The sequence below is a fragment of the Candidatus Enterococcus courvalinii genome, from assembly GCF_017315945.1.
GTDB classification, from domain to species: Bacteria; Bacillota; Bacilli; order Lactobacillales; family Enterococcaceae; genus Enterococcus_B; species Enterococcus_B courvalinii.
Genome location: NZ_JAFLWI010000012.1, coordinates 1 through 25,992, shown reverse-complemented (window position 1 = coordinate 25,992; position 25,992 = coordinate 1). Strand labels below are relative to the sequence as shown.

At 36.6% G+C, this 25,992-nt stretch carries 26 protein-coding genes; 4 read left to right on the top strand and 22 right to left on the bottom strand.

The window, feature by feature from the left end; translation table 11 throughout:
- Positions 1-339: 339 nt before the first annotated feature.
- On the top strand, positions 340-2,577 hold the full coding sequence (locus JZO71_RS08755) for an ATP-dependent Clp protease ATP-binding subunit (RefSeq protein WP_206899126.1): 2,238 nt from the start codon (positions 340-342) through the stop codon (positions 2,575-2,577).
- A 213-nt stretch (positions 2,578-2,790) separates the two neighbouring features.
- The gene (locus JZO71_RS08750) at positions 2,791-3,114 is read left to right on the top strand and encodes a DUF1827 family protein (protein ID WP_206899125.1); all 324 of its coding nucleotides are present in this window, start codon (positions 2,791-2,793) and stop codon (positions 3,112-3,114) included.
- Between the two features lie 151 nt (positions 3,115-3,265).
- Here the strand turns inward: JZO71_RS08750 and JZO71_RS08745 are convergent, their stop codons facing one another.
- The 11 genes from JZO71_RS08745 to JZO71_RS08695 all read right to left on the bottom strand — a co-directional run bounded on the left by JZO71_RS08745 (position 3,266) and on the right by JZO71_RS08695 (position 12,572).
- Positions 3,266-3,520 carry a flagellar motor switch protein gene (locus JZO71_RS08745; RefSeq protein WP_206899124.1) on the bottom strand — a complete coding sequence of 85 codons (255 nt, stop codon included), beginning with the start codon at positions 3,518-3,520 and terminating at the stop codon, positions 3,266-3,268.
- Between the two features lie 322 nt (positions 3,521-3,842).
- On the bottom strand, positions 3,843-4,703 hold the full coding sequence (locus tag JZO71_RS08740; protein WP_206899123.1) for an AraC family transcriptional regulator: 861 nt from the start codon (positions 4,701-4,703) through the stop codon (positions 3,843-3,845).
- Positions 4,704-4,828: 125 nt separating this feature from the next.
- Positions 4,829-5,371 carry a ClbS/DfsB family four-helix bundle protein gene (locus JZO71_RS08735; protein ID WP_206899122.1) on the bottom strand — a complete coding sequence of 181 codons (543 nt, stop codon included), beginning with the start codon at positions 5,369-5,371 and terminating at the stop codon, positions 4,829-4,831.
- 175 nt (positions 5,372-5,546) lie between these two features.
- Complete coding sequence (locus JZO71_RS08730) at positions 5,547-5,924, bottom strand: HsmA family protein (protein WP_206899119.1); 378 nt, start codon at positions 5,922-5,924, stop codon at positions 5,547-5,549.
- Positions 5,925-5,942: 18 nt separating this feature from the next.
- Positions 5,943-6,362, bottom strand: coding sequence for a DUF2871 domain-containing protein (locus tag JZO71_RS08725; RefSeq protein WP_206899117.1), 420 nt, complete (start codon positions 6,360-6,362; stop codon positions 5,943-5,945).
- 9 nt (positions 6,363-6,371) lie between these two features.
- The gene (locus JZO71_RS08720; RefSeq protein ID WP_206899115.1) at positions 6,372-6,782 is read right to left on the bottom strand and encodes a hypothetical protein; all 411 of its coding nucleotides are present in this window, start codon (positions 6,780-6,782) and stop codon (positions 6,372-6,374) included.
- A 44-nt stretch (positions 6,783-6,826) separates the two neighbouring features.
- Entirely contained in the window at positions 6,827-7,381 is a 555-nt protein-coding gene (locus tag JZO71_RS08715; protein ID WP_206899113.1) for a TetR/AcrR family transcriptional regulator, read from the bottom strand.
- A gap of 252 nt (positions 7,382-7,633) precedes the next feature.
- Entirely contained in the window at positions 7,634-8,008 is a 375-nt protein-coding gene (locus JZO71_RS08710; protein ID WP_206899110.1) for a hypothetical protein, read from the bottom strand.
- Between the two features lie 202 nt (positions 8,009-8,210).
- A complete protein-coding gene (locus tag JZO71_RS08705) occupies positions 8,211-9,788 on the bottom strand; it encodes a peptide chain release factor 3 (RefSeq protein WP_206899108.1) in 1,578 nt (525 codons plus the stop codon).
- A 162-nt stretch (positions 9,789-9,950) separates the two neighbouring features.
- The gene (locus JZO71_RS08700) at positions 9,951-11,327 is read right to left on the bottom strand and encodes a hemolysin family protein (protein WP_206899106.1); all 1,377 of its coding nucleotides are present in this window, start codon (positions 11,325-11,327) and stop codon (positions 9,951-9,953) included.
- A 126-nt stretch (positions 11,328-11,453) separates the two neighbouring features.
- A complete protein-coding gene (locus JZO71_RS08695) occupies positions 11,454-12,572 on the bottom strand; it encodes an AI-2E family transporter (RefSeq protein WP_242590538.1) in 1,119 nt (372 codons plus the stop codon).
- Positions 12,573-12,720: 148 nt separating this feature from the next.
- Here JZO71_RS08695 and JZO71_RS08690 point away from each other — a divergent pair, with 148 nt between their 5' ends.
- Positions 12,721-13,164 (top strand): GNAT family N-acetyltransferase, encoded by a 444-nt coding sequence (locus tag JZO71_RS08690; protein ID WP_206899104.1) that lies wholly within the window; start codon positions 12,721-12,723, stop codon positions 13,162-13,164.
- Positions 13,165-13,217: 53 nt separating this feature from the next.
- Here the strand turns inward: JZO71_RS08690 and ntdP are convergent, their stop codons facing one another.
- The 3 genes from ntdP to recX all read right to left on the bottom strand — a co-directional run bounded on the left by ntdP (position 13,218) and on the right by recX (position 15,825).
- Positions 13,218-13,751, bottom strand: coding sequence for a nucleoside tri-diphosphate phosphatase (gene ntdP, locus JZO71_RS08685; RefSeq protein ID WP_206899103.1), 534 nt, complete (start codon positions 13,749-13,751; stop codon positions 13,218-13,220).
- A gap of 93 nt (positions 13,752-13,844) precedes the next feature.
- Positions 13,845-15,032, bottom strand: coding sequence for an A/G-specific adenine glycosylase (mutY, locus tag JZO71_RS08680; RefSeq protein ID WP_206899101.1), 1,188 nt, complete (start codon positions 15,030-15,032; stop codon positions 13,845-13,847).
- The gene (recX, locus tag JZO71_RS08675) at positions 15,025-15,825 is read right to left on the bottom strand and encodes a recombination regulator RecX (protein WP_206899100.1); all 801 of its coding nucleotides are present in this window, start codon (positions 15,823-15,825) and stop codon (positions 15,025-15,027) included. The genes mutY and recX overlap by 8 nt, the downstream gene beginning before the upstream one ends.
- Positions 15,826-15,931: 106 nt before the next feature.
- On the opposite strand from recX, the gene rlmD reads away from it, so the two are divergent.
- Positions 15,932-17,308 (top strand): 23S rRNA (uracil(1939)-C(5))-methyltransferase RlmD, encoded by a 1,377-nt coding sequence (gene rlmD / locus JZO71_RS08670; protein ID WP_206899099.1) that lies wholly within the window; start codon positions 15,932-15,934, stop codon positions 17,306-17,308.
- Positions 17,309-17,402: 94 nt separating this feature from the next.
- Here rlmD and JZO71_RS08665 read toward each other — a convergent pair whose 3' ends face one another.
- The 8 genes from JZO71_RS08665 to JZO71_RS08630 form a co-directional block, all read right to left on the bottom strand.
- A complete protein-coding gene (locus JZO71_RS08665) occupies positions 17,403-18,623 on the bottom strand; it encodes an LCP family glycopolymer transferase (protein WP_206899098.1) in 1,221 nt (406 codons plus the stop codon).
- Positions 18,624-18,945: 322 nt separating this feature from the next.
- Positions 18,946-19,950 carry a WxLIP family cell surface protein gene (locus tag JZO71_RS08660; RefSeq protein WP_347401341.1) on the bottom strand — a complete coding sequence of 335 codons (1,005 nt, stop codon included), beginning with the start codon at positions 19,948-19,950 and terminating at the stop codon, positions 18,946-18,948.
- Positions 19,951-19,983: 33 nt separating this feature from the next.
- On the bottom strand, positions 19,984-20,592 hold the full coding sequence (locus JZO71_RS08655; protein WP_206899095.1) for a WxL domain-containing protein: 609 nt from the start codon (positions 20,590-20,592) through the stop codon (positions 19,984-19,986).
- A 24-nt stretch (positions 20,593-20,616) separates the two neighbouring features.
- Entirely contained in the window at positions 20,617-21,981 is a 1,365-nt protein-coding gene (locus JZO71_RS08650) for an adhesive domain-containing protein (protein WP_206899094.1), read from the bottom strand.
- Positions 21,982-22,014: 33 nt separating this feature from the next.
- On the bottom strand, positions 22,015-23,502 hold the full coding sequence (locus JZO71_RS08645) for a Mur ligase family protein (protein ID WP_206899093.1): 1,488 nt from the start codon (positions 23,500-23,502) through the stop codon (positions 22,015-22,017).
- A gap of 29 nt (positions 23,503-23,531) precedes the next feature.
- The gene (locus JZO71_RS08640; RefSeq protein ID WP_206899092.1) at positions 23,532-23,771 is read right to left on the bottom strand and encodes a hypothetical protein; all 240 of its coding nucleotides are present in this window, start codon (positions 23,769-23,771) and stop codon (positions 23,532-23,534) included.
- Positions 23,771-25,456 (bottom strand): hypothetical protein, encoded by a 1,686-nt coding sequence (locus tag JZO71_RS08635; RefSeq protein WP_206899091.1) that lies wholly within the window; start codon positions 25,454-25,456, stop codon positions 23,771-23,773. Before JZO71_RS08635 ends, JZO71_RS08640 begins: the two co-directional genes overlap by 1 nt.
- A 71-nt stretch (positions 25,457-25,527) precedes the next feature.
- Positions 25,528-25,992, bottom strand: a 465-nt coding sequence (locus JZO71_RS08630) for an LPXTG cell wall anchor domain-containing protein (RefSeq protein ID WP_206899089.1), incomplete at its 5' end; no start/stop codon positions are given.

The following is a 25,992-nucleotide window of genomic DNA, read 5'->3' as shown; positions in this document are numbered from 1 at the left end:
ATTATTTTATCTTCTTTTTTGGACAAATCATACGAATTTTTTTCTCCCTACTTTCTTAATAAAAAGAACAAAAATTTGTTATGTAGTTTCAAACATTCTTTCTACTAGATGTGCCTTTATTGCGCTATTTTAAATGCAGAATTGATTCGAGTTAAAATAGTTGATTCTCTTCTTTTTTTTAGTATAATAAATTCAAAGGTCAGAAATGGTCAATAGACTTTTTTCACCTTCTCGCCTAACTAATAAACGGAAGAAAGATAAGGGTTTTCTTTTTACCTCTTGAAATATGCGTTGTAAAATAAAGATGCAACCCATTTTGTGAAAGGACGTGAACAACACATGCTTTGTCAAAATTGTGGCAAAAATGAAGCAACAATTCATTTATACGCAACAGTTAACGGACATCGAGCGCAATTAGATTATTGCCAGAGCTGTTATCAAAAAATCAAAAATCAAAAAAATGGAGGTCTGACAAATATGGCCCAAAACGATCCATTTGGATTTGGTAGTCTTGACGATCTATTCCGTTCAATGTCTAATCAAATGCAACAACAAGGAAATGGTTATGAACAAACACCACCTACTCAATTCGGTGGCGGAAATAATTTCAACGGTGGACAACCACCCCAAGGAAATGCTGAAGGCTTACTTGGAGAGTACGGCATTAATATTACCGAGCAAGCTCGCCAAGGTGACATCGATCCAGTCATCGGTCGGGATGAAGAAATTAAACGCGTGGTTGAGATCCTCAACCGCCGAACAAAAAATAATCCTGTTTTAATTGGTGAACCCGGTGTTGGTAAAACAGCAGTTGTTGAGGGGTTAGCACAAAAAATCGTTGATGGCGATGTTCCTCAAAAACTGATGGACAAAGAAGTCATTCGTCTGGATGTTGTTTCTTTAGTTCAAGGAACTGGAATTCGCGGTCAATTTGAAGAACGTATGCAAAAATTGATTGAAGAGATCACACAAGCAGAAAATGTCATCTTATTCATTGATGAAGTTCATGAGATCGTTGGTGCAGGTGCTGCTGGCGATGGAAACATGGACGCCGGAAACATTTTAAAACCTGCTTTGGCTCGTGGGGAGCTTCAAATGGTTGGTGCTACGACTTTGAATGAATATCGAATTATTGAAAAAGATGCTGCACTCGAACGTCGGATGCAACCTGTCCGCGTCGATGAACCAACTGTTGATGAAACAATCAGTATTTTAAAAGGTCTACAAAAACGTTATGAAGATTATCATCATGTAAAATATACTGATGAAGCAATCAAAGCTGCTGCTGTTTTATCTAATCGTTACGTGCAAGACCGCTTTTTACCTGATAAAGCAATTGATTTATTAGATGAAACTGGTTCAAAGAAAAACTTAACCATTCAAATCGTTGATCCAAAAACGATTGATAAAAAATTACAAGAAGCTGAAACACAAAAAACACAGGCTTCCAACGAAGAAGACTTTGAAAAAGCGGCTTATTACCGTGACCAAATCAATAAACTGCAAAAAATGAAAGAAAAACAAATTACTGATGAAGAAACACCAGTCATCACAGAAAAAGATATGGAACAAATTGTTGAACAACGCACAGGCATTCCCGTTGGCGAATTAAAAGAAAAAGAGCAAACACAGCTTAAAAATCTTGCAACGGATTTGAAAGCACACGTCATCGGTCAAGACAACGCTGTTGAACGCGTTGCAAAAGCCATTCGCCGTAACCGTGTCGGCTTAAGTAAAAAAGACCGTCCTATTGGTTCATTCTTATTTGTTGGACCTACTGGTGTTGGGAAAACAGAACTTGCTAAACAGTTAGCTTTCGAGTTGTTTGGTTCTGAGGATTCAATGATTCGTTTCGACATGTCTGAATACATGGAAAAACACAGCGTATCAAAATTGATTGGTTCCCCTCCTGGCTATGTTGGTTATGAAGAAGCTGGACAATTAACTGAAAAAGTCCGCCGTAATCCATACAGTCTAATCTTGCTTGATGAAGTTGAAAAGGCACATCCAGATGTCTTACACATGTTCTTGCAAATTTTGGATGATGGTCGCTTGACAGATGCACAAGGTCGGACGGTCAGCTTCAAAGATACGATTATCATTATGACAAGTAACGCTGGCACAGGTAAAGTGGAAGCCAATGTTGGTTTCGGTGCAGCGAGAGAAGGCGTTACTCGTTCCGTCTTGAATCAATTAAACAATTATTTCACACCAGAATTCTTGAACCGTTTTGACGGCATCATTGAATTCAGTGCTTTATCAAAAGAAGATTTGATGTCAATCGTTACTTTAATGTTGAACGATGTAAATGATATGTTAGCAGTACAACAACTTCATATTGAAGTACCAGAAAATGTCAAAGAAAAATTAGTTGATTTAGGATATGATCCATCCATGGGTGCACGTCCACTTCGTCGAACAATCCAAGAACAAATTGAAGACGGAATCGCGGAATTTTATCTAGATCATCCAACAATTCATGACTTGAAAGCAAAACTAGATAAAGAAAACCGAATCGTTATTACATCAAAACCTGAACGTTTGGCAAAAGAATCAAGCTCTGAAACTGCCGAATAGTTAGTAACTAAAAATTTTTGCAGTGTTCACTCGAAAGAGAAGTCGTGCTTTCTTCAATTTGTTTTACAAATTTCTTAGAAAGTTCGGCTTTTCTTCTTTGTTTATTTTCAAATATCAATGCAAATTACTTTTCATTTTATGAGAAAAAAATTATAATTAGGTAAATAATTCTGTTACTTATGTACTTATGCGTAAAGAAGAGAGGTGAGCGCCATGAAATTAGTAAACGTGACGAATAGCCATTCACGCCTTGTATTAAATCAATTAGAAAATACTGACGCACATATGGTCAAAGTTTATAGCATGGGAAATACCACAGTTGTCTATACTGAAGCACCTGAACACAATGAAATTTTGCTAGTGAATCATAAGCGAAATATCCGCCAAAATGAAATTCAAGAAGTACAAAAATACTTCTTGAATAAACTCCATGACGCAGACTATCGCAAAGAAGACATCACAGTTATCGAACTTGAAGGTATGGTTGAAATTTCTATTCCAAAACAACCATTGGGACAAGAATTAGCATATAATTAAAAAAAACCTGATTTACTTGAATTGTTCATCAATTCATGTTGATCAGGCTTTTTTTCTCTGTTTTTCTTAATATTGAGATAATCATGTTTTTTCTATATTACAATTCATGCATACATATAATACGTATAGTAGTAGCTGGTTAATTCTTTTCTCACTGATTTTCTTTTGCAACACTCGGCTTGTCTCTTAACTTTTTTGTTTCTTTGTAGCTTTGTTCCTTTTGACTTTTCATATCCTTTTTATTGCTAACTTCTGGTTTTCGAGTCACTCTGCTAACTATTTTTTTGATTTCGCTACTAATTGCCTGATTTTGATCCCAATCTTCAATATCCAATAGTCGGCACAGTCTTAACATCTCCGTTTTTTTCCTCAATTTTCGTTCTCGTTTTTGCCACTCTGTCTCCATTATTTTCCACCTCGCTTTCCTTTTTTAAGTTTATATACGCAAAAACGAAAAAAATTTTTTTCTTTTTAAATTTTTTTGAGAAATCGTGTAAAAAAACAGTCCTCCTATTTGCTAGTAAAAAAGCAAGAAATATTTTTTACTATTGTGCGAGTTCCAACTTATTTTATAGCAATTAATTCTATCTCTCCAGTTTGTTCGATTGAACCAAAATAAAAAAGGCTGGAATTTAAATTCATCCCAACCTTGTGTAGCAAAGTTTTACTGTCATTAGTCTGAATTTCTTTGTATTTCTGAAACCAACTTGACACTTAATAACCATTGTTTATTTTTTGGTAACTGCTAGCCAGATTTCACTAGTCAGATTCTCTTGATCTTTTGTCCAATTAGTAAAAGAAATTTCTGGTGCCTCTACCAATTGATACTCTGATGAAGGTAACCACTCAGAGAAAATCCGTGCCATTGTTTCTTGTAGTACTTCGGGAAACTTTCCACGGTTAGGAAAAATAGCCCATGTATGTTCTGGAACAGTTATCTGTTCCAAATCACTAAACACATTTTCTTTACTAGTTAAAAAACCAATCATATGGGTCAAGCTTCCTGTTTCTACTAATCTTCCCTCATCAAAATGATAAGAAGCATTTACTACTTGGTGGGGATATAAGTCACCTAACTGATACATTTCTTCCCGCTGTTTTTCGGTGATTGATTGTGCCAATTCAACAATTCTTTGGTTTTTTCCCTCAAACTTGATTGGTACACGCTTAGACACACCTACCAGTTGAAATGCCGCCTTTTTTTCAATTTTGAATTCCATAGAAATTCCTCCTCTTATTTCAATATAAAATGAAAGTTTAGGAAAAGATTTTTGGATTCTTATTTTTCTAATCTCTGAAGGCAAGTAACCACTCCATTCTCGAAAAGCTCTTGAAAAGCCTTCGACTGTCTGATACCCATAACGAAATGCGACTTCAGTAACTTTTTCTCCTGAAATCAAATCTTGATTTGCTAATGCCAGTCTTCGATTTTTGACATATTCCGCTAAAGTCATACCAGCAACAAATGAAAAAGTTCGTTTTAAATGATAGTCAGAAATTCCCATTTGTTGAGCAATTTCAGTCAACGAAAGTTCGCCTGTTAAGTTTTCTTCGATATAATCAATTAGTTTGTTTAAGTCTTGAATCATCTTTTCCTCCTAACTTCATTAACAGGTTAACCTTTTGTCAGTGACTATACTTGATTTTAGCTAGACATTTTTAGTCGATTTTTCATGAATGTAGTAACACAGTTTGGTCCCTTTGAATATCAATTTTATTTCTTATTTTTGATATGTTGCTTGATTTTTTTAATTGCCCACTCATAGTGACTAGAAGTCGAAGAGATACAATAACTACCCAATGTCGAATTTCCTGTCCAGCTTAACTGGTTTTTTACAAATAATTCTTCATTTGTAAAAGAATTAATTACCCTCATCACTTCATGATGACTTTGCTTCAACAGGTCTTTTGCTTGCTCCAAAGAAGTTACTTGGTGCTTTTCAACAAACGCCTCATTCATTTCGCCATACGTTCGCCAGTTATAAGGTGATGGTAGAAATGAAACTTCTTTGCCAACTTGATTTTCTTTCACCCAATGTAAGAGTAATTGATGCCATTCATATAAATGAATAAAAACGTCTCGGATATTTTTATCTCGACGCCAATGTTTTTCTTTTTTCTTGGACAAAAATGCTTCATCAAACGTAAATGGCGTCTTCTGTTCCTCTTCGGTCAACGTATTTACCAACTCCATCAATGCAACAAATTGTTCCTCTGCAAGGAACATCAGATCCGTCTTCTTTTTCGGCCTTGCCATTATTAATCACTCCTTGAAGTCTATTCTTGATAAAATCATAACAAAAAAATGTGCTATTTGTCGCTTGTCAACTAATAAATCCAACCTCTAAAGAATAGAAAAAGAGGAGGAGATTTTATTTTATCTCCTCCTCTAATACTGTTTTTTATTTCTTACACTTTTTAGACAAAAATTCTTATTGATTCATCCCAATAAAAATACCTAAAACAAAAGGAACTAACCATGCAATCCAGACAAATAAACTAAATCGATGAAATGTCTGCTTAGCTTTGTCGTCTTTTTTGATCAAAATAATTGTTGCCCAAATTGCATGGAAAGCCATTAATAGTAACGCAACTAATCCTGTTACGCTATGCAAATTAAAGGTAAAACCATGACCAGAAATTTTACTCATAATCGTTGTTCCAGCAGTATCAAAGACAAAACCACACCAGAAAACCAGTGCGTGCCAGTTCAACAATAAACCTGTTTTTCTTTCGGCAAATACTCCAATCGTATAAAACGTTAAAGCTAAAACCATACAACTAATTGCTGCAATTAATAAAGTTGACATCTACACTTCTCCTTCTTCCTACATTTCATTAAGCATTTCTTTTTTTATTGCTAATAACACCATCAACAATGCCACTGCAACTCCAATATGCGATAAACCTGCAATCCCAGAAATCATTGCATCCATACTCGTAGAAATCGCTCGTTGCTGAACTTGGATCATCCCCCTAACAACCATCATTACAATCATCAAAGGAAAAGAAATGTTATATAATAGATAGAACTTTTTATACAGTTTATTTTCTTCTAGATGTGTCAGTTTAAAAAGAACTGCCATCAATAAAAATAGTCCTGTTCCCAAAGCAAATAAATGAGTATGGACAACCGCCAAAACCGTTTGCCCCATAAAATCATTTAACTTAGTAATTTCTCGATAAAAAACACCACTACTCATTGCTAGAACAAAATAAACAATCGCTGTATTCATCACTTTTTTCATATTTTCTGCTCACTTTCTATTTGTATTAAAGTAGTTATACCCAAAAACGATACCTGCCAAAAACAACGCAATTCCCAGACCACTATAAAAAATAGCAATAAATTGCTCAGGTAATAGCTGAAACTTTCGGATACCAAGACCTCCAAGAATCATGATTGCCATGATACTAAATGATTTGCCATCAAAAAAATTTAAAAAGAACTGCATTTCTTCGTTCAGTTCACTGATTCTTTGGGTATGTTTTTTCACCAAAGGTCCAAATATCATGAACCAAAAGATCAAAAAAACCAAAATGGATAGAACTATATTCAATATTCCAAGATAACTTCGATATGCATCTATTCCAATTTTTGCGACATTAAAACCTGCAAATAGCCAAACTAAACTTGCAACTAATAATAATTGTAATTTTTTTACCATAAGTACCCCTTATGAACAATGTTCATTTTGCTTTAAATTTTTTACTAATAGATTGAGTTACGGACGAGTTGTAATAAGTTTTCGTGTTGTTTTTCGCTAATCATCGTATAAAGAAATAACTCAAATATATAATCAACATATCCCTCCATCGATAATTGATGATTAAACACATTGTCTCGAACCTGTGGATCTTTTTGTAACGCCTTGAGCATGCCTTGCTTGATATGGTTCCAATAAGTTTCCATCAATTCTGAACCCATTGCTTGATCTTCCGCAGGCATAACTAATGCATGTGCTGTAAAAAAATTAGGATACAGTTTTTTTCCTTCTTCGATACTTTTTAACAAAGCTACCAAACAGTCAAGAAAGTTATCAAAGTCGAAAGATGTTTCAGACAAATGAAAGATTTCTGTCCAAATACTTCCAATTGTTGCAGACAGCAAATGACTTTTTGAAGGAAAATAATTATAAACAGCGCCAACAGAGATGCCGCTTTTTTTTGCTAAAGAACGAATATTGACCGCCTGAATTCCTTGCTCTTTCACAATTTCTTTGCAATAGCTAACCAGTGCTTCTTTTGAGCTAACAGCATTATTCATTACCCTTCCCCCTTAACATGAACAACGTTCATATCGATGATACTAGAATTTCTTTTAGCCGTCAATTACAAAAGGTCAATTATAAGAAATACATGCTTTTCATCTACTCATTTTTATGTTCTTAGAAAAAGATTGCGTGTTGCCATTTCAATTCCACGAAAAAAGTCTCTCAAAATTGGTCTTTTTTATAAAAATTTTCTAGCTAAACATTTCTTTTGAACCATTCAGTTAGTACTTTTTCACTCACTTATATTAGCGGTGCCCCCGCTTTTTGATTTCCACTGCACCAATCGTTACGATTGTTGCTATCAACAGAGTGATCCCACCAATGACAATAAAAGAAGTATAGTCAACATAACTATGATCCAAAAACATTTCAACACTAAACATACTAAAGAAAATCAAATAGACCAAGACGAACAGTAGCCAACTTGGCAAACGGAGTTTCGAAACAAGCAACATCCCTCCATAGAGCAATAGAAACGTATATGTTGTTTGCATGTTACTAAATAAAAAGCGATGATTAATCAGGTTGAACAAAACTTCGCCTACTGCGACTAGTGTAATCACTACGATCATTCTATAAATTGGTGACTTCTTAACAAATTGATCTATTTTCCGAAACATATTTCAGCACCTCATACATTTTTATTCTATGTATCCAATCAAAATACAGTTCTTTTATGTTTTGATTATTTATTTCATTATAGCACAGGGATATTTCGGTTAGTTCAAACAAAAAAGCCCTTCTCCATCAAGTTTTGACAAAGAAGGACTTTTTATAAATATAGCATTTTTATTTTTTACAGCTGATTTACAAGCAATTTTTTTATAGTAAACTTTTTAATTCAACATCAGGATACTTGTCACTGAACCAACGCATCGCAAATTGATTTTCAAACAGGAATAACGGTTGATCAAAACGATCACGTGCTAAAATATTTCGACTGGAGCTCATCTTTTCATCCAAATCTTCAGGGTTGATCCAACGAGCAATTTTGTTCCCCATAGGTGTCATGATAACTTCTGAATTGTATTCATTCATCATTCGGTATTGGAAAACCTCAAATTGAAGTTGCCCTACAGCCCCAATAATATACTCTTCAGTCAAATAAGTTTTGTACAACTGGATTGCACCTTCTTGAACCAATTGTTGGATTCCTTTGTGGAAAGATTTTTGTTTCATCACGTTTTTCGCTGTGACTTTCATAAACAATTCTGGTGTAAATGAAGGTAGCTCTTCATAAGCAACTTTCAATTTTCCTTCATATAAAGTATCACCAATTTGGTAATTTCCGGTATCGTAGACTCCAATGATATCTCCCGCTACTGCATTTTCGACGTTTTCACGTGCATCTGCCATAAACTGGGTCACATTGCTTAGTTTCAATTTTTTACTTGTACGTTCTAAAGACACGTCCATCCCACGTTCAAATGTTCCTGAACAAATTCGTACAAAAGCAATTCTGTCACGATGTGCAGGATTCATATTTGCTTGAATTTTAAAGACAAACCCTGAAAACTCTTCTTCATAAGGACTAATAACTTGCTCGTCTCGAGTTTTATGGCCATGTGGTGATGGTGCCAAGTCTACAAATGTTTCCAAAAATGTCTGCACACCAAAGTTCGTTAACGCTGAACCAAAGAAGACAGGCGTTTGATCACCACGTGCAATTTTTTCCGCATTGAAAGCATCGCCAGCTTCTTTAACTAACTCCACTTCTTCTAATACTTGTGAATAGATTGAATTTTGAGTCAATGGATGATTGTTTGGTAATAAGCCATCTTCATCTAGTTCAACTAAACGCTCATCGTTATAGTTTTCAGGACGGTAAAATTCTACACGATTATGGTAGATATCATATAAACCTTCCAATCCCTTTCCCATCCCAATTGGCCAGTTCATTGGGTAAGACTCGATATCTAATAATTCTTCTAGTTCTTCAAGTAATTCAAGTGGTTCGCGACCATCACGATCGAGTTTGTTGATAAAAGTAAAAATCGGAATACCACGTTTTTTGACAACTTTAAATAATTTTTTTGTTTGTGCTTCAATCCCCTTCGCACTATCAATTACCATCACTGCACTATCGACAGCCATCAATGTTCGATACGTATCTTCAGAGAAGTCTTCGTGTCCTGGTGTATCCAAAATATTGACACGTTTTCCTTTGTAATCCAGTTGCATTACTGAACTGGTAACTGAGATCCCACGTTGTTTTTCGATTTCCATCCAGTCAGATTTAGCAAAGTTCCCTGTTTTTTTCCCTTTGACCGTACCGGCTTGGCGAATTGCACCGCCAAATAAAAGTAATTGTTCAGTAATCGTTGTTTTCCCAGCATCCGGATGGGAAATAATCGCAAATGTTCGGCGATTATCAACTTGTTGTTTTAATTCCTTGTTCATAGATTAACTCCGTTTCTTCATCATTTATTTACTGTTTCTGCGAATACCTAATAGTCTCGTCTTACAACTAGATTAGTATATCATGTATTTCTTCAATGAAACAGTCAGTGAGTGGATAAATTCAAAAAGAAGCCGTGACTTTCATCACAGCTTCTCTTCTTTTTATCTTCTGAGCTCGTCATCTTCGAACTCTTTTCTAAAATAACGACGTTCCTCTTCTGGCTCTACTTCGACTTCTTCTGGATCATGGAATTGCACACGAATTTTTAAAATTCTGGATCCTTCCATTTCCTCTGAAATCAACGTTACGTTATCAACATCAAATGAAAGCTTTTCGCCTTCATCAGGGATCAATCCTAATGCTGTAATCAAGTAACCAGCCATCGTGTCGACATCGCTCATATGAAGATCTGTATCAAATGCTTCATTGAATTCATCGATCAGCATCCGCCCTTGAATGATATATTCATGTTCTCCTACTTTTTCATAAAGGCTTTCGACTTCATCTGATTCATCATCGATTTCACCGACGATTTCTTCTAGCAAGTCTTCTAAAGTTGCTAAACCTACTACACCACCATACTCATCAAGTAAAATGGCCATTTGGTTTTGTGTTTTCTTCAATTCATATAACAAATCATCAATAAAAATCGTTTCAGGAACAAACAATGGTTCTTGCATGATTTTACGAATTTCTAAGTTAGCAAAGCCAAATTTATGAGCAGCTTTTAATAAGTTTTTCGTATGAAGAATCCCGATTACTTTATCCTTATCTTCATTATAGACAGGTATTCGAGAATAGTTTTCGGATAAAACTTCATTGATATTATCTTCAACGGAATCATTGATGTCGATCATAAAAGCATCCGTTCGAGGTACCATCACTTCTCGCGCAACTTTCGTATCTAAAGAAAAAACACCTTGTAGCATTTCTAGTTCTTCATTATCCAAGACACCTTCTGTTTCCAACATATAACGCATTTCGTCTCGAGTCATCTTTGAGTCTTCGTCGTCAAATGTCATCGGAGTGATTCGGGCTAACAAACTAGTTGAGGCAGACAACAACCACACAAAAGGTTTTGCTACCACACCAATTGCTCGGATAAAACCAGAAGTTAATTGTGCAACTTCTTCAGATTTATTCAAAGCGATTCGTTTTGGATAAAGTTCCCCAAAAACAATCGATACATAAGTTAAAATTGCCAAAACAATCACACTAGCAAGATTTTTTGCTGCCGCACTTCCACCTAGTACTGGCGCAAGTTTCTCAGACAACGTATTGGCCAAAGAAGCACCAGATAAAATGTTGACCAATGTGATCCCAACTTGGATCGTAGATAAAAAGTTGGTAGGGTCTTGCAATATTTTCAAAAGTTTTTGTGATTTTGTATCTCCTTCTTCAGCTTTTTGTTCAACCCGGTTTTTATTGATAGATACAACCGCAATCTCTGAAGCAGCTAAAAAAGCATTGATCAATGTCAAAACGATCAATAATAAAATCTGCGCTAACAGCGACTGACTCTCAGGGTCAGCATTCATAATCGCATTCTCTCCTTGTTAAGTTAAATTTTTTTAGTTTACGATAGAAAAAAACGTGGCTAGGTAGCCACGTTAAAATGGTATCACAAAGCAATTTTCTTTGCAATAAAAACAGCGGTGCAGGTCTTAAGGTGTCGTTGCGATTTTCTTCGTACTTTCGTTTCGCTGATCTTCCTTAACGATTTTGATAACATAAGAAATAATTGTTTTACAAATCGCATAAAAAGGTACACCTAAGAAGATTCCTAGTAGTCCAGCAATATTTCCAGCAACTAATAAGACGATAATAATTGTCAATGGATGGATCTTCAATGATTTTCCAATCACATTTGGATAAATGATATTTCCATCTAGTTGTTGAACGACGAGCACAACAATACAGCAAAGCAATGCTTTAAATGGTTCATTGAAAACCGTCACTAAGAAGGCCGGAGCTAACCCTAAATAAGGGCCCAAGTAAGGAATCAAATTGGTCAAACCTGCAATCACTCCGAATAAAAAGGCATAATCAATACCCAGAATAAAATATCCTAGGAAGGTAAACGTACCAACAAATAAACATTCAATTGCTTGACCACTAATATAGTTAGCTAATGTCTGGTTCAATTGACCTAGTAACTCGACGATTTGACTTCTTCTTTTTTCTGGGAAAAAGCGTTCAATATTGGGTACCAGTTTTTCGCCGTCTTTTAGCATATAGAACAAAATAAATGGTGCCGTCACAATCACAATCGTTGCAGAAGCGATTGTCCCGACAATCGAGCCCAAACTAGAAGAGATCCCGCTTAAAAATTGTTGAATGATTCGACCATAAGAAATATCTAACTGGTCTAAATATTTGCTGATATTCACTTCTTTAAAGATTGGTAACTCTGCCATTTCTCTTAACCAACTTTCAACTTGTTTGATGAAGTCGGGCATGTTTGAAGCCAATGAAGAAATTTGTTGTACCAGATTTGGGATCACACTCAGTAAAATCCAAATAATTGCCGTCAGTAGCATCAGCAATACAAGAACAACTGCCCAAGTTCGTTTGATTTTTGTTCGCATCAGCAGCTTAACAATAGGATTCAAAATATAATACAAGAATCCAGCAATTAAAACTGGCGCAAATAAGGTTGAAAAAAATGTCCCAATGGGTTCAAATATAAAATTGATTTTTGAAGAAACCAAAATCAATGTAGCCAAGATCAATAATTCAAAAGACCAAAACATCAATTTGGAATTTCGCAGTTTTTCAAACAATCGATTTCCTCCTTTTCTCTTTTTTATAGTATAGCGCATCTGGTTTGAAAATTCTTCTCTAACTTTTCTTTTTTCTGGAATGATTATCACGACTTTTCATTTAAGAAGCTTTCCAGTATACTAAAAAATAATGAGAGGTGATTGTAGAATGAAAATCGTACAAACAAGAGATACGTTAAGTGGGATTTATTTAGATGCTATTCGCATTCGACATCAGGTATTTGTCGTTGAGCAAGGCGTTCCGCTTGAACGAGAAATTGATAAAGATGAAGCTAGATGTATTCATTTTGTCCTTTATTCTGAAAAAAAAGAACCATGTGGGACAGTTCGTTTACTGCCATTAGACAATGGCAAAATGAAATTGCAACGAATGGCGATCCTTCAAAATTTCCGCCAACAAGGTTTAGGAAATCACTTAGTGAAGGAAGCTGAAGAATTCACCAAAAATCAAGGCTACAACACTATTCTTTTAGGTGCTCAAGAAACTGCTGTGAACTTTTATTCCAAGCTAGGCTATGAAATTTATGGCGAACCGTTTGAAGATGCGGGAATGCCTCATCTACATATGCGAAAGAAAATGTCACAGCAATAAAAAAACAGCGGGCTCAAGAAATTTTTTCTCTAGTCCGCTGTTCTTTTTTTGTTTTACTTTCGCGACAATTGCTTATAACGATCATACCAAATATCAATATAGCCTTCAGAAAAAGGTCCTTGTTCATTATTGATCCAGTCAACTAAAATCTTCACATTCTCTTTTAAAATGAAGTCGATGTCATTAGGATAATGCATGATTTTACTGTGCATTTCATATTCATCAACATCTAACAAACGTTTTTCTCCATCAGGAAATACCTTGATATCCAAATCATAGTCGATATACTTCAAGGCTTCATCGTCTAATAAAAAAGGTGAAGCTAGATTACAATAATAGGAAACCCCCTTTTCACGAATCATTGCTATTACATTAAACCAGTATTTTTTGTGGAAATACACAATCGCTGGTTCTCGCGTTACCCAACGGCGACCGTCAGACTCGGTAACTAAAGTGTGATCGTTCACGCCGATCATTGAGTGTTCGCTTGTTTTTAATACCATGGTATCACGCCACGTTCGATGCAATTTGCCGTCGTGTTTGTAACTTTGGATCGTGACAAACTCTCCTTCTTTTGGAACTCCCATAGCAACCCTTCCTTAAGCAGCATCTCGTGCTTTGTGTTTGGGTGTTCATTACACCGACATCGTAATTATTATATCAATAAACTTTCTCTTTGCCTAGGAAGGATTACTATTGTTTCTATTTTTCTCAAGTTGGTCTACCAATTTCATTTGAACTTTCGGAAAAACAAATTGAGCAAACTTTGCTTCCTCGATCCACAAAGTGGCTTCGGATTCTGGTAACAGTTGAGTAGTCCCGTTTGTTGCTCGCCCATAAAACAAAAGAACATGCCATTTTAAATGACTGAACACGTGAACCACCTCACCCAAATGACGCTTTTGCCAAATAACTGTTTCTTGGTGAGCAAATGGTAAAGCTACCTGTTCATCTGCAACTAGCAACTCATCAAATAAATTAGGCTGATTGTCAGTGACAGATACCCACTTCTGCAGAAGTTCCTGATACTGTTCAAGCGTGACTTCAACTAACGGAAACGTCCACATATCTGCCAATAACTTTTGGCTTGTCCGTTTTTCTAAATAAAAGCTGCCTGCTTGATTTTGGATAGCTGCTGCCACATAATATACGTCTTTAGGTTTTGCTTTTTTGGTTTTAACAGGAAAATCTGTTTGAATTCCGCGCTTATTTGCTAAGCAAAAAGATTGGATGGGACAACTCTCACATTTTGGAGAAGTTGGTGTACAAATAGCTGAACCTAAATCCATGAATGCCTGATTGAATTCTCCCGGATGTTCTTCATCAATAATGCTTCGAACTGCTTCATCAAAAACTTTTCTACTAGACGCCTTCGCAATATCTTCTTCAATACAAAACAAACGACTCACAACCCGCATCACATTTCCATCAATTGCGGGCTCAGGCAAATCGAAGGCAATACTAGCAATAGCTCCCGTTGTATAAGGACCAATTCCTTTTAATGAGCTGATCTCAGCAACTGTTTGAGGCATTTTCCCACCAAATTCATTCATGATTTGTTTCGCTGCTGCTTGGATATTTCGAGCACGGGAGTAATAGCCTAGTCCTTCCCAAGCTTTCAGTAATTTTTCTTCTGGTGCATTAGCTAGCGCTTCGATTGTTGGAAACCACTCCATAAACCGATAAAAATAGTCGATAACTGTATCGACGCGCGTTTGCTGTAGCATAATCTCTGAGATCCAGATACGGTAAGGGTCGCGATTATAGCGCCAAGGTAAATTTCTTTTTTCTCTTTCATACCACTCAACAAATTTTTTCTGAAATTCTTTTGTCTGTTCTGTTGACCAGTTTTTCCACTCTTTATTCACTGATTTCTGCTTCCTTTTCTGAAATAAATCGTTGAATCAAATCCAGATTAAATCCTTTTTGATAAAGACTCTGTTTGACTTTCATTCTACGTTTTGTTAAATCAAAACGTGCATTCTTTCGCCATAATTTTTCGCCTTGGTTTACCAACAATTCATACTCTGCTTCCTCATCCACTTCTTGTGGTAATTGGGCAATTGCCTGCTGGATAACTTCCGAGTTGAAGCCTTTGGTCATTAAATTTTGTTGGATTTTTCGTAAGAGTTCTTTCTGGCTTTTTCCATGATTTTTTTTGTATGCTTTTTGTGCTGCGATACTAGCAACTTCCACTTGGTCTTCAAAAAGATATTGGCTCAATGCTTGCTCGATGATTTCTGGTTTTAGCCCTTTTTGTTGTAGTTGCTGGTTCAACTTTCTGGGGCCTTTGTCACTCAGACGCATCTGCGTTCGGACGTAGCTTTCCCCATAAACAAGATCATTGATCAAATCTAATTCTTTCAATCGTGCAACGATTTTATTTCGATCTTCTTGAACGATTTCTTTTTCTTTTAAATAGGTACGAATTTCTTTTTCTGAACGTAATTGGTAACTCAAATAATTCAATGCTTGCTGAAAACCAAAGTCTTCTCCACTACTTTTTTTGATTTCTTTGATTAGTTCTTCATCTAACTCTCGTCCTTTTAGTAAACGATAACGAATTAAAACATCTTCTGACACGCGCAGTGGCTCGCCAGCAGATAAATCGACTTGGTAAAAAGGGCCCTTGCCTTTACTGATCCTCGTCACTGTTATCATGAAACTCCTCCTCGAACATATATTCTCTATCATATCATAGAAACTCCCCGCCGACAGCGATTTTGTGATAGAATAGACCCACATCAAACGAAAAAAGGAGATACCTATGGCAGAAACAATTGTCAAAACCGGACAAACAGTTCCTTTAAAAATTAAACGACTTGGTATCAATGGTGAAGGCATTGGCTACTTCAAACGATTGATTATTTTTGTTCCCTATGCTTTACCAAAAGAAGAAGTCCTTGTGAAAATCACCAAGGCGACACCTCGCTACGCAGAAGCAGAACTTGTGAAAGTAAAAAAACCAAGTAGCCAACGCGTTGTCGCTCCTTGTCCTGTTTATTACGAGTGCGGTGGTTGTCAATTACAACATTTAGCCTACCATGCACAACTCGATTTCAAAAAAGATTTGCTCTTACAAGCACTTGAAAAATTCAAACCTACTGGCTTCCGTCATTTTTCTCTATTACCAACGATTGGCATGGAAGATCCTTGGCGCTATCGTAATAAAGCCCAATTTCAGTTAAGAAAAAACAAAAAAACCAACCAAATCGAAGCTGGTTTATATCAAGCGAATTCACACAATTTAGTTCCACTGACTGATTGCTTGGTTCAAGAACCTCGAACACAAAAAGTGATGAATACAGTCGTTCGCTTGTTAAATAAATATGATCTACCTATTTATGATGAACGAACAAATAGCGGTATTTTTCGGACAATCATGGTTCGTGTTGGGATTCAAACGGGAGAACTGCAAGTCGTTTTTATTACTCGAAGTCAAAAATTCCCACAAAAAAATGCACTGATTCGTGAAATCAACGAACGGTTACCTGAAGTAGTTTCCATTATGCAAAATGTTCAACCCCAAAAAACTTCTTTGGTAATGGGTGACGAAACGATTCATCTTTGGGGAAAAGAAGCAATCGAAGAACGAATCAACGAAGTCACTTTTGATTTATCACCACGCGCCTTTTTCCAACTGAATCCAGAACAAACAAAAATTCTTTATCAAGAAGGAATCAAAGCATTAGCCATTGAAAAAGATGAAACAGTTGTAGATGCGTATTGTGGTGTTGGAACAATTGGGTTGAGTGTTGCAAAATATGCCAAAGAAGTTCGCGGAATGGATATTGTTCCTCAAGCAATTAATGATGCGAAAAAAAATGCAACACGTTTAGGCTACGATAATACTCGTTATGAAGTCGGAACGGCAGAAGAACTTTTGCCTAAGTGGCTCGAAGAAGGATTCCAACCAGATGGAATCATCGTTGATCCACCTCGAACTGGTTTGGACGCTAAATTAACTCAAGCTTTATTGAAACATCCAGCCAAAAAACTGGTTTATATTTCTTGTAACGTTTCGACCTTGGCTCGCGACTTAGTTGAATTAACCAAATGTTACCAAGTCGACTATTTGCAATCGGTCGACATGTTTCCACAAACTGCTCGCTGTGAAGTCGTTGTCAAATTAACTAAAAAATAAATAGATAAAAAGAATAGCTCATTTACGATCTATTAATAAAAATCGCCCTACTAAAAATCGACTGACGACTTTTAGTAGGGCGATTCATTTTTATTTAATAATTTCCATTATAATTGTATTGATTTGTATCTTCCGGTGTATATTGTTCATAATTTTCTTGGTTATTATTTTGATCATAGTTGTTTTCAGTACCATACCCATTGTCTTGATTGTAGTCTTGATTATAATTCCCATTACCATCTGAGTAGGTTGATGAATAATCATCTGAATAACTGTTGGAATAGTCATTACCATCGGTGACAGTGCTACCTGAAGTTAGACCCGTTCCATCTTCTGAATCATCATAAAACATTTGATACGCATTATCATTTTCCAAATTAGGCAATGTGCTACTTGTTTTCAAATCTAATTGTTTTTTCAATTTGTTTTGAACTTTCAATAACTCATTTTGACCAAGAATTTGATAATAAATTTCATTAATTGTTGTGCTTTCCCCTTGTAGTTGTCCTTGATCGATTTTATTGAATGCTGCAGTGTAATTCGTTGCAACATCTAACATATCGTCCCATTCCAAGTCTGTCTTCACATTGTTTTCAACTGCTTTTAAAATCTTTTGATAATTGCTCACACCATCTAGACTTAGAACTTTGTTGACGATTTTCGTGACAACTTCACGTTGACGACGTTGACGACCAATATCCCCTTCTGGATCCTCATGACGCATTCTGGCATAAGCTAATCCTGTTTCACCATCTAGCTTTTGTTTGCCGACAGGTACGTGGACACCATCAAGCGTAAAGTCAATTTTATTATTGACTTCAATCCCACCGACCGCATCAATCAAATCTTTCATTCCATCCAAGTTGATTGTCACATAATGATCGAGTGGTATATCCAACAATTGTTCAATTGAGTCCATTGCCATTTCAACCCCGCCAAATGCGTAGGCGTGATTTAATTTGTCAACTGTTCCATAGCCAACGATGTTCGTATAAATATCACGATCCAAGCTGACAATTGTTGAAGTTTTCTTTTCTGGATTAACTGTTACAACCATCATGGTGTCTGAACGACCTTGCTCTGTCCGTCCCAAACCACCAGTGTCTAGTCCGAGTAATAAAACGGAAAATGGTTCTCGATCGTCAATACTGACTTTGTCCGATCGTTTAGTTGAAACTCGATTTAAATTCTTTGAAATTTTGTTGACTGTTTGATTTGCTTCACCCATAAATTTGATTCCATATGCCGAAAGTCCGACAATCAAAAGAACAAAAACTCCGAGAAAAGCTAAAACTACTTTTTGCCACCGCTTCATAGTACACCTCTGTTTCACATTTTCTAAAATATTTTCTCATACAACAATTTATTCAGCAATTCCCCACTTTAATCATAATAAAACTTTAAAAAACAGTGCAGAAATTATGTAAATTTTCAAAATTCTTCATTATCATACCATAGCACTACTTTAGAGAAAAGACAGAATTGTGCATAAATGAGTGATAAATTGGCATAAAATGAAAAATTTATGCTTTTTTTTGAATAAAGATTGTGGCGCCAAGTAATCAGTTCCAACTAAAGGCGCGTTATCACACAAAACAAGCTGGAACACCACACTGTCCCAGCTTTCTGATTCAAACTCATTTATTTTGTTTGTTTTTTCGTAACTTGTTTAACAACCAGACAATTACTGCCATCAGTCCCAAAATTATCCCAATCCCTAGCCAAATCAACCATGGAAACAGCTTTTCAGGTTCTTCGATCGAAACATCTTTTCTATTATAAGAGTCAGATGTCTTCTTAGTCACCTTAAATAACGTTTCCTCACTCCACTGAAAATCTTCTTTACTAACCGTTGTCTTTAAACGGTATGTTCCCTCCTCGAACTTTTGCCCCTCTAAAAAGATCAAGTAAGCCATCCCACTATTAGGAGCAAATCCAATCGCTTGATTTCCACTTAATTGAGGAGATTCTTCTTTTTCTTTAAATAACTCATACTGAATATCAGCTGTTGATAAATACGTTGCCTTCGTATTTTGTAACCCTACTTTTACAGCATTTCTGCCATTAACTTGAGTTGGGGAAACTTCCTTCATTTCCAGAACGGGTTCCATTTTTTCTCGTTCATTTTGTAGCAAAACAGCTATTTCTCGAGAAAAGACATTTTGAATGTTACCTTCTGCTTTTTCCCGTGGCTTTTCTTGAAGATAAATTCCGCCAGCAAGCACACCTTCAAATGGTTTATTTGGCATCTTGACAGTTAACTCAAGAATTTTTTGCTCCTGTCCTTTTAAAGGAAATTCCTTTTGTGACAATTGGACCACTTGTTCAATATCAGCTGGTAACGCTTGTATTGTATCCTGATTTTTTCCAGAATACTCAACAACACCTAGTTGATTCGTTCTTGCGCGATTAAAAGAAGGAACAATCGTGACTGGCGACTCTTTTAAATTCGTCACAACTATTTTTAACTGTACTTCTTGTTCAGGTGCTAGTTGTAAATCAAAATAGGCATCATTTTGGGAAGGTATTTCTTGATTCGGTTGAATTTGCGCATCAAAACTTTGGAGTGATTCTCCCTGAACTGGCACCACAAATTCCAAACTCAATCCTACTATTCCCAATATTCCAATCAACCATTTCACAATTATCCCTCCTCTTTTCATCTACTCAACTTTTTATGGTTCTGGTGTTGAAGAAAATATCCAATTCAAGGTTGTCGTATACTCTGCTGCAACTTTATTCGTATTAGCTGGTACTGCTAAAGAAAACTGATCGATTGCCAAGGAAGTATCTCCAGAATTCTCTCCAGCCGTTGCACTTAACACCGTAAATTCTTGGTTAAATACCTGAATAGCTAATTCATCATTTTCATAAGTGCTCGTTGGGCTTAAAGATAAGTTATTTGCAACTGAACCAAACGATAAACTTAACACTGCATCTGTTAATTCCACTTCGTCACTCGTTTGAAATTGTTCGACTTGTGCTACTTTCACTAACCAAGTTCCAGTAAGATCTCCTCGGTTATCTCGAACGTCAACCGCTCCAGTTGTCGCTGGTGCTGTCTGTTCACCCGTTGTCGTTGCAATCCAATTTTCTGCCGTCACGGTTTGAATTGGATGTTCACCAAAATTTAACTCAGTTGGAATCTCACTCGTATAATCAAATTCCAATACCCCCGGAAGATAATTCACTTCTCCTTGTGTCTGTGAGTCTGCCAAAACAATTTGACTAGAGAGTAAGCACAGCCCTAACATCGCTAAGCTTGTAAATATTTCCTTTTTCATAACAATTCCTCCTCCTTTAGCAATCTAACTAGGTGTATCTGACAACACCCACTCTAAAACGGTTTGGTAAGTTCCCGTCGATTTCACAGTTTCTTTCGGAACAAATAATTGAAATTCACTAAGATTTAACAAAACATCACCTGGTTGCGTCGTTCCATTTAACTGGATAAGGGTTTGTTGGACACCAACATTTAATCCAACAATCTGATTGGCGGTGCTACTAACTGAACCTGCAGGAAAAGTTGAAATCAGATCAGCATTTTTAATTTGTAGTTGTGCCAAAAGTTCATTCGTACCCTGGTTCCATGAAGTTAACTGCTCCACTTTTAACTGCCAAAATTTTTCTACCAATCGCGTATCACTGATTTGAACAACACCTGTCGTTACTTGTTGATTTTCTTTAGCAATCAGTAACTCATCCATTTGCGTTTGAATAACATGTTCCCCAAAATCTAAGTCACTTGGAAGCAATACTGTTTCCATATCCAACGATCCTGCCGAAAAATAAATGGTCGTCTGCGCAACAGACTCCCCTAATTGGATCAGCACTTCATCTGTCTGAATAAACATTCCTGAAAAATTTGCAACATAATCACTTGTGATCGCAGGCGAAGAAATCAGAAAAGGAAATGACGCTTGCGTATTTCCTAAAATTGAGCCAGCTACCAAGGCACGACTATCAGTGGAAGTTGGTGAATTCAGATTATTGATTAATTGATTCAACGCCGTTGTAAAGGGTGTCAATAACACACCTAAAACTGTTCCAATTAGAGGAATGGCTGTGACAACGGTTAATAGATTTTGGACACGATTTTTTAACGTTGTAGCTAAAATAGGCAATAAACCTTGACTAATCGCTACTTCAAATTGCGTATTCGTTCTTGGGTTAATCGCAAGAGACAAGTTTTGACTACCAAAATTTTCCGAGGTTAATTCCGTTAATGCTTGATTCACAGCTGTTTTATTTGCTGCGGAGACCAGTGGCGAATTAACAATTAAAGAGATAACTGAACTGATTGTCGGCATCAACGCTTGTAAAGGGGATTGACTCAAAGGGACAGTCACCGTCGTCTGTACAATTGCAGGTCCATTAACTTGAACATAACCAACCATTTCCGTCGGAATTTCAAGTATTCCATACTTTTCACCCGTTGTAATCGCCCCGACGCCTACGCCATTTTCTCCCGTGAGCACAAAAGTAACTGGCGTATTTTCCACATGTAAAAATGGTTCTTCGGCAGTGGTTTGGCTGTTATTTGAAAGTGTCGTTGTCCCAAATAATTCTAGAGAAAGTGCCTGGACCACATGGGTCTGGCTTAAAATAATCCAGACCGAACAGAAAGTTATTCCAAATATTTGCCAAACTTTTTTTCTTTGAAAAGAACGCATCTAACCCCCTCCCTCACATCCTAATGAACTTAATCAGTGAACCTTTTGACTATTGAAACTTCTTCCTAAGCTACGGATATACCGATCAATTTGCTGGAAATCGCTTCCTGTCACTGAGCCTTTAGCTAAAATCAAACTATCATCACTCAGTAGCGTTTCCAATTGTTCTGATAATTCTTTTAACGTAGCAAACCAGTGAAATTTCGGATCATTTTTTTGCTCCAGAGCAAAGATTTCTTTGAACTGCTCACCATAGCCAAAGATGTAATCAGCATCGGCATCTTCCATATCTTTTTTGATAGCAAGATGAATAGATTTCGCTGCCTCTCCTAAATCAGCAATTTGCCCTAAAATCAGAAAACTTTTTCCTAAATAATAAGGACGTACATCATTAAAGTAACCAATTGCGTTTCTCATAGCCGGTAATGAAGCGTTGTGGGTATCATCAATAAACGTAAATGTTTTTTCTGGTGCAATCGTTATTGATGATTTTTCTAAAATTTTGTGTAGTGGTCTAAACGTCTCAAATTTTCTAAGATAGGGTTCGACCGTCCCTTCCACCTCATGAACCACCAGTAACGTTGCTAATGCATTGGAAATCATCCCAGCAGAAGAAACAGTTAGTTTGACAGCCCTCTCTTCGCCTAAAAAAGAAATTATTAACTCACAGTATTCTCTCTTTTGTTGCCACTGTTTGACATAGACATCTGCTAGTGAATCTTGTAATGAATAAGTGTAGATTTCCGCATCTCTTTTTCTGGCAGCATCAACTAACATAGTGAACTCTTCTCGTCCCATATCTTTGTTGATAATCGCCGTTCCACCTTTTTTTAAACCTTCAAAAATCTTGGCTTTGTGAATTGCCACGCCTTTTGTATCCTTCAATGAACTAAGATGTGCTTCACCAATTGAGGTTACCAATGCAATATCTGGTTCGATCAACTTTGACATAGAACCAGTATCATAGGAATTCAACGCATTTACTGAAACTTCTAAATTAAAGATCTCTGGATCAGTTAATAACTTACTCATATACAGCGGGATTGCAAAACGTACATTGTGATTTCCTCGGTTCTCTAACACTTTCTTTTCTTTAAATAAATGAGAAATCATCATTCGCGTCGATGTTTTTCCCGCAGAACCAGTAATAGCAATCACAGGTTTAGTAAAATCTGCTCGAAGCTTAGCTGATAAGTTTAAGAGAAATTCCCAGCTATTCGGAACGATAAACTGTGGAACCTGAACTGAATCATCTGTGATTGGACGTTCTGTTACAATCAAACCAAATTCATCTTCTCTTCCAGCAATTTGTTCATTACCATCTAGCCATTTAACTGGTTTTCGATTAATATAGTTTCTTCTTTCTGGCGTGATACAAACAAAAATCGTTGAAGAATAATCAAGGTGTTTCTTTAAGTGTCCTGAAAAATATTCTAAATCTGTTATTTCTTGATCCAAATTTTCATACTCTCTGAAATAATTCCCTTCGATTTCCGTTAGCAATGTTCGAATGGTCGTCATTTTTTCACCCCACCTTCTTCGTTTACCGATTACCAACGACCACGTCTTGGACGTGCTTGGTTCACGTATCTGGTTGCTGTTTTTTTGATTCTTTCAGGCGAATCATTCTGGTCATTTTCCCAAGGATACAAGCCATTTTCATCTTTCTCATACCCAGTTAGATCTGCTGGAGGCTGCTGACCTTTCCGCTCTTTTTCCCGGCGTACCTTAAAAATGAAATAAGATAAACCAATCAAAGATAACGCAATGAAACGAATCGTTCCAACCATTAGAATCCCTCCTCTTTATTGGTATGCATCTGATAATTGATCAAACCTGACAGAAAATGCTCCGCATCGTCAATCCGCATACGAAAACGGTCATGTCGGGCAAAGAAGCCGTAACAAACAATCGCAGGCTGTTTAAAAAATTGCGCAAATTCCGGGAACATCACACCTATTGTTATTTCATGTAACACTCTCTTTTCCATCACATGATTGATTCTTGTTTTTGCTTGAAAAAAATCTTTATCTAATGGAAAGATTTCTTTTCTAAATGGACTCACTTCTAATTTAGCCATCATTTTTGATGCCGCAACTAATAATTCCAGCATCGTTGGATAAGCAGTATCACGTTTATCAATGAAATTGATGTTTTCCAGAGCATTTTTTAACCCAAATTGGTAATATTCCTTTTCCTGTTGATACTTCAGTAATTCATTTGTCGCATAACTTAACCAATGATCGTGATATTTTTGATAATTATTGGCAACGAACTGTGTCATTAGACCTTCGCAGATTGTCAAAATTTCTTGCTGTTTCAAAATTTCATAAGCACGCAATAATGCAAATAAAATTTCACCGTCATAGTAAACGATTCGGAACTGCTCTTTCACTTGTAACTGACCATCCAATACGTGAATGGTTTTCTTTTCCGCTGTCAAAAATTTATCTTCAACTACTCGGATCAGCTCTTGTAAGAATGAATGAAAGAACTCGTCTTGCGTCAACTCGACATACTTGGCAACAGCCAGTATTGCCGTTGCTTGTGCACCTAGCTTGTACTCCACATCTTTCGCTAGTTGCTCTTTGACCAAGAGATAATCATCGAGTTCAGCTGTTAAGTGTTCCAGCCCCCAAAGTAATCCGTCTTTTACTGATGCCAGCATCTTTTGATCAGAAAAGTATTCTGCTGCTTCTGCTAACGCATATAAGGAAGAAAAATGTCGAACTGAATTGTAGCCTTTAATTGGTTGGGCATAGCAGGGATAATAGCCATAAATAAATTTTCCAGTAGAACTTAACTGATTTTCTAAATAACTACTCCCTTTATCAATAACTAAATCTGTCATTTGTGCTAAATTTTCTCGAGAGATTTCTCGTATTCGATTTCCATTTCCATAGTCCTTAATCGGTAAAAGTTGCCCTTCTTCAAGGTAATATGACTTCGTTTCAAACAAATAAAAATCTGAGCGTTGTAAGTAACTTAAATCTTGTTCATTTCTCCCGTATTTTCGTTTGACATAGCCACGATAATTTTGTTCATCGATTTGTAAATCTGGAAGATTTTTCCCCACTTTATGCGCTTTACTTGGTTTCAAAATTGCATTAGCCACAAGTTCTTCCATTAAGAAGCTTCGTTTTCGTAAACCATCGATCCTGACATTAAAATCAACGTAGTTATTTCGGCGAACTTTTTTTAAACCTGCTAGGAACTGAGCAAAATCGATTTTCGTTTCTTTTGTCAAAATATCAATTCTTAAATAAGGAGCTTGATTGAATTGATTGATTTTATATGCGGATAAAAAGTTGTTCCAGATCGTCTTGAAATTGTTGCCGTAAAATTCAATGACTCGTCCGCGTTCACTAAAATCACCGGTACTAACAATCAACAGTTTATTAGTCACGTTTGTTTCAACTTGATCAATGATTTCTTTGATTGAAGCCAAACTATTTTCGGTCGTCTGAACAAACATATCCTCACCTCATGAAAGATTGATGAAGAGAATTCTCCCTTCATCAATCTATTTTATTTTGCTACTTAGCTTTATTTATTCTTTTTTCCTTTGCGAAGTTTCCAAATCCCTAGCCCAGAAATAAACGCTGTTAATGCTCCTAGTAATGAGGTTGAAGCACTTGTTTGATCAGATGTTTTCGGATAAGTTTTTGGACTTGACTTCGGTGTCGTGCCAATTCCAGCCCCGCCTTTACCACTTGGTGGATAACGGTCATTACCTAGTTGAAGTGGTAATTTTGGCGTTGGTCCTGTTTGTTTAACTGGAGTAGGATCATCATCCGCGTCTGCGTCGGAATCAGCATCCGCATCAGCGTCGGAATCGGCATCGGCGTCGGCGTCGGAATCAGCATCTGCGTCAGCATCTGCATCGGCATCGGCATCCGCATCGGCGTCGGCATCGGCATCTGCATCCGCGTCGGCATCCGCATCGGCGTCGGCATCCGCATCCGCATCGGCATCCGCATCGGCGTCGGCATCAGCGTCGGCATCGGCATC

Excerpts from the sequence above, each read along its gene's own strand:
- recX (WP_206899100.1), bottom strand. The coding sequence starts at position 15,825 with ATGATAACAGTGACGAGGATCAGTAAAGGCAAGGGCCCTTTTTACCAA.
- JZO71_RS08650 (WP_206899094.1), bottom strand. The coding sequence starts at position 21,981 with ATGCGTTCTTTTCAAAGAAAAAAAGTTTGGCAAATATTTGGAATAACT.
- JZO71_RS08705 (WP_206899108.1), bottom strand. The coding sequence starts at position 9,788 with ATGAACAAGGAATTAAAACAACAAGTTGATAATCGCCGAACATTTGCG.
- JZO71_RS08690 (WP_206899104.1), top strand. The coding sequence starts at position 12,721 with ATGAAAATCGTACAAACAAGAGATACGTTAAGTGGGATTTATTTAGAT.
- JZO71_RS08715 (WP_206899113.1), bottom strand. The coding sequence starts at position 7,381 with ATGAATAATGCTGTTAGCTCAAAAGAAGCACTGGTTAGCTATTGCAAA.
- JZO71_RS08730 (WP_206899119.1), bottom strand. The coding sequence starts at position 5,924 with ATGTCAACTTTATTAATTGCAGCAATTAGTTGTATGGTTTTAGCTTTA.
- JZO71_RS08725 (WP_206899117.1), bottom strand. The coding sequence starts at position 6,362 with ATGAAAAAAGTGATGAATACAGCGATTGTTTATTTTGTTCTAGCAATG.
- JZO71_RS08640 (WP_206899092.1), bottom strand. The coding sequence starts at position 23,771 with ATGGTTGGAACGATTCGTTTCATTGCGTTATCTTTGATTGGTTTATCT.
- rlmD (WP_206899099.1), top strand. The coding sequence starts at position 15,932 with ATGGCAGAAACAATTGTCAAAACCGGACAAACAGTTCCTTTAAAAATT.
- JZO71_RS08755 (WP_206899126.1), top strand. The coding sequence starts at position 340 with ATGCTTTGTCAAAATTGTGGCAAAAATGAAGCAACAATTCATTTATAC.
- JZO71_RS08645 (WP_206899093.1), bottom strand. The coding sequence starts at position 23,502 with ATGACGACCATTCGAACATTGCTAACGGAAATCGAAGGGAATTATTTC.
- ntdP (WP_206899103.1), bottom strand. The coding sequence starts at position 13,751 with ATGGGAGTTCCAAAAGAAGGAGAGTTTGTCACGATCCAAAGTTACAAA.
- JZO71_RS08750 (WP_206899125.1), top strand. The coding sequence starts at position 2,791 with ATGAAATTAGTAAACGTGACGAATAGCCATTCACGCCTTGTATTAAAT.
- JZO71_RS08740 (WP_206899123.1), bottom strand. The coding sequence starts at position 4,703 with ATGATTCAAGACTTAAACAAACTAATTGATTATATCGAAGAAAACTTA.
- JZO71_RS08735 (WP_206899122.1), bottom strand. The coding sequence starts at position 5,371 with ATGGCAAGGCCGAAAAAGAAGACGGATCTGATGTTCCTTGCAGAGGAA.
- JZO71_RS08665 (WP_206899098.1), bottom strand. The coding sequence starts at position 18,623 with ATGAAGCGGTGGCAAAAAGTAGTTTTAGCTTTTCTCGGAGTTTTTGTT.
- JZO71_RS08745 (WP_206899124.1), bottom strand. The coding sequence starts at position 3,520 with ATGGAGACAGAGTGGCAAAAACGAGAACGAAAATTGAGGAAAAAAACG.
- JZO71_RS08655 (WP_206899095.1), bottom strand. The coding sequence starts at position 20,592 with ATGAAAAAGGAAATATTTACAAGCTTAGCGATGTTAGGGCTGTGCTTA.
- JZO71_RS08635 (WP_206899091.1), bottom strand. The coding sequence starts at position 25,456 with ATGTTTGTTCAGACGACCGAAAATAGTTTGGCTTCAATCAAAGAAATC.
- JZO71_RS08700 (WP_206899106.1), bottom strand. The coding sequence starts at position 11,327 with ATGAATGCTGACCCTGAGAGTCAGTCGCTGTTAGCGCAGATTTTATTA.
- JZO71_RS08710 (WP_206899110.1), bottom strand. The coding sequence starts at position 8,008 with ATGTTTCGGAAAATAGATCAATTTGTTAAGAAGTCACCAATTTATAGA.
- JZO71_RS08720 (WP_206899115.1), bottom strand. The coding sequence starts at position 6,782 with ATGGTAAAAAAATTACAATTATTATTAGTTGCAAGTTTAGTTTGGCTA.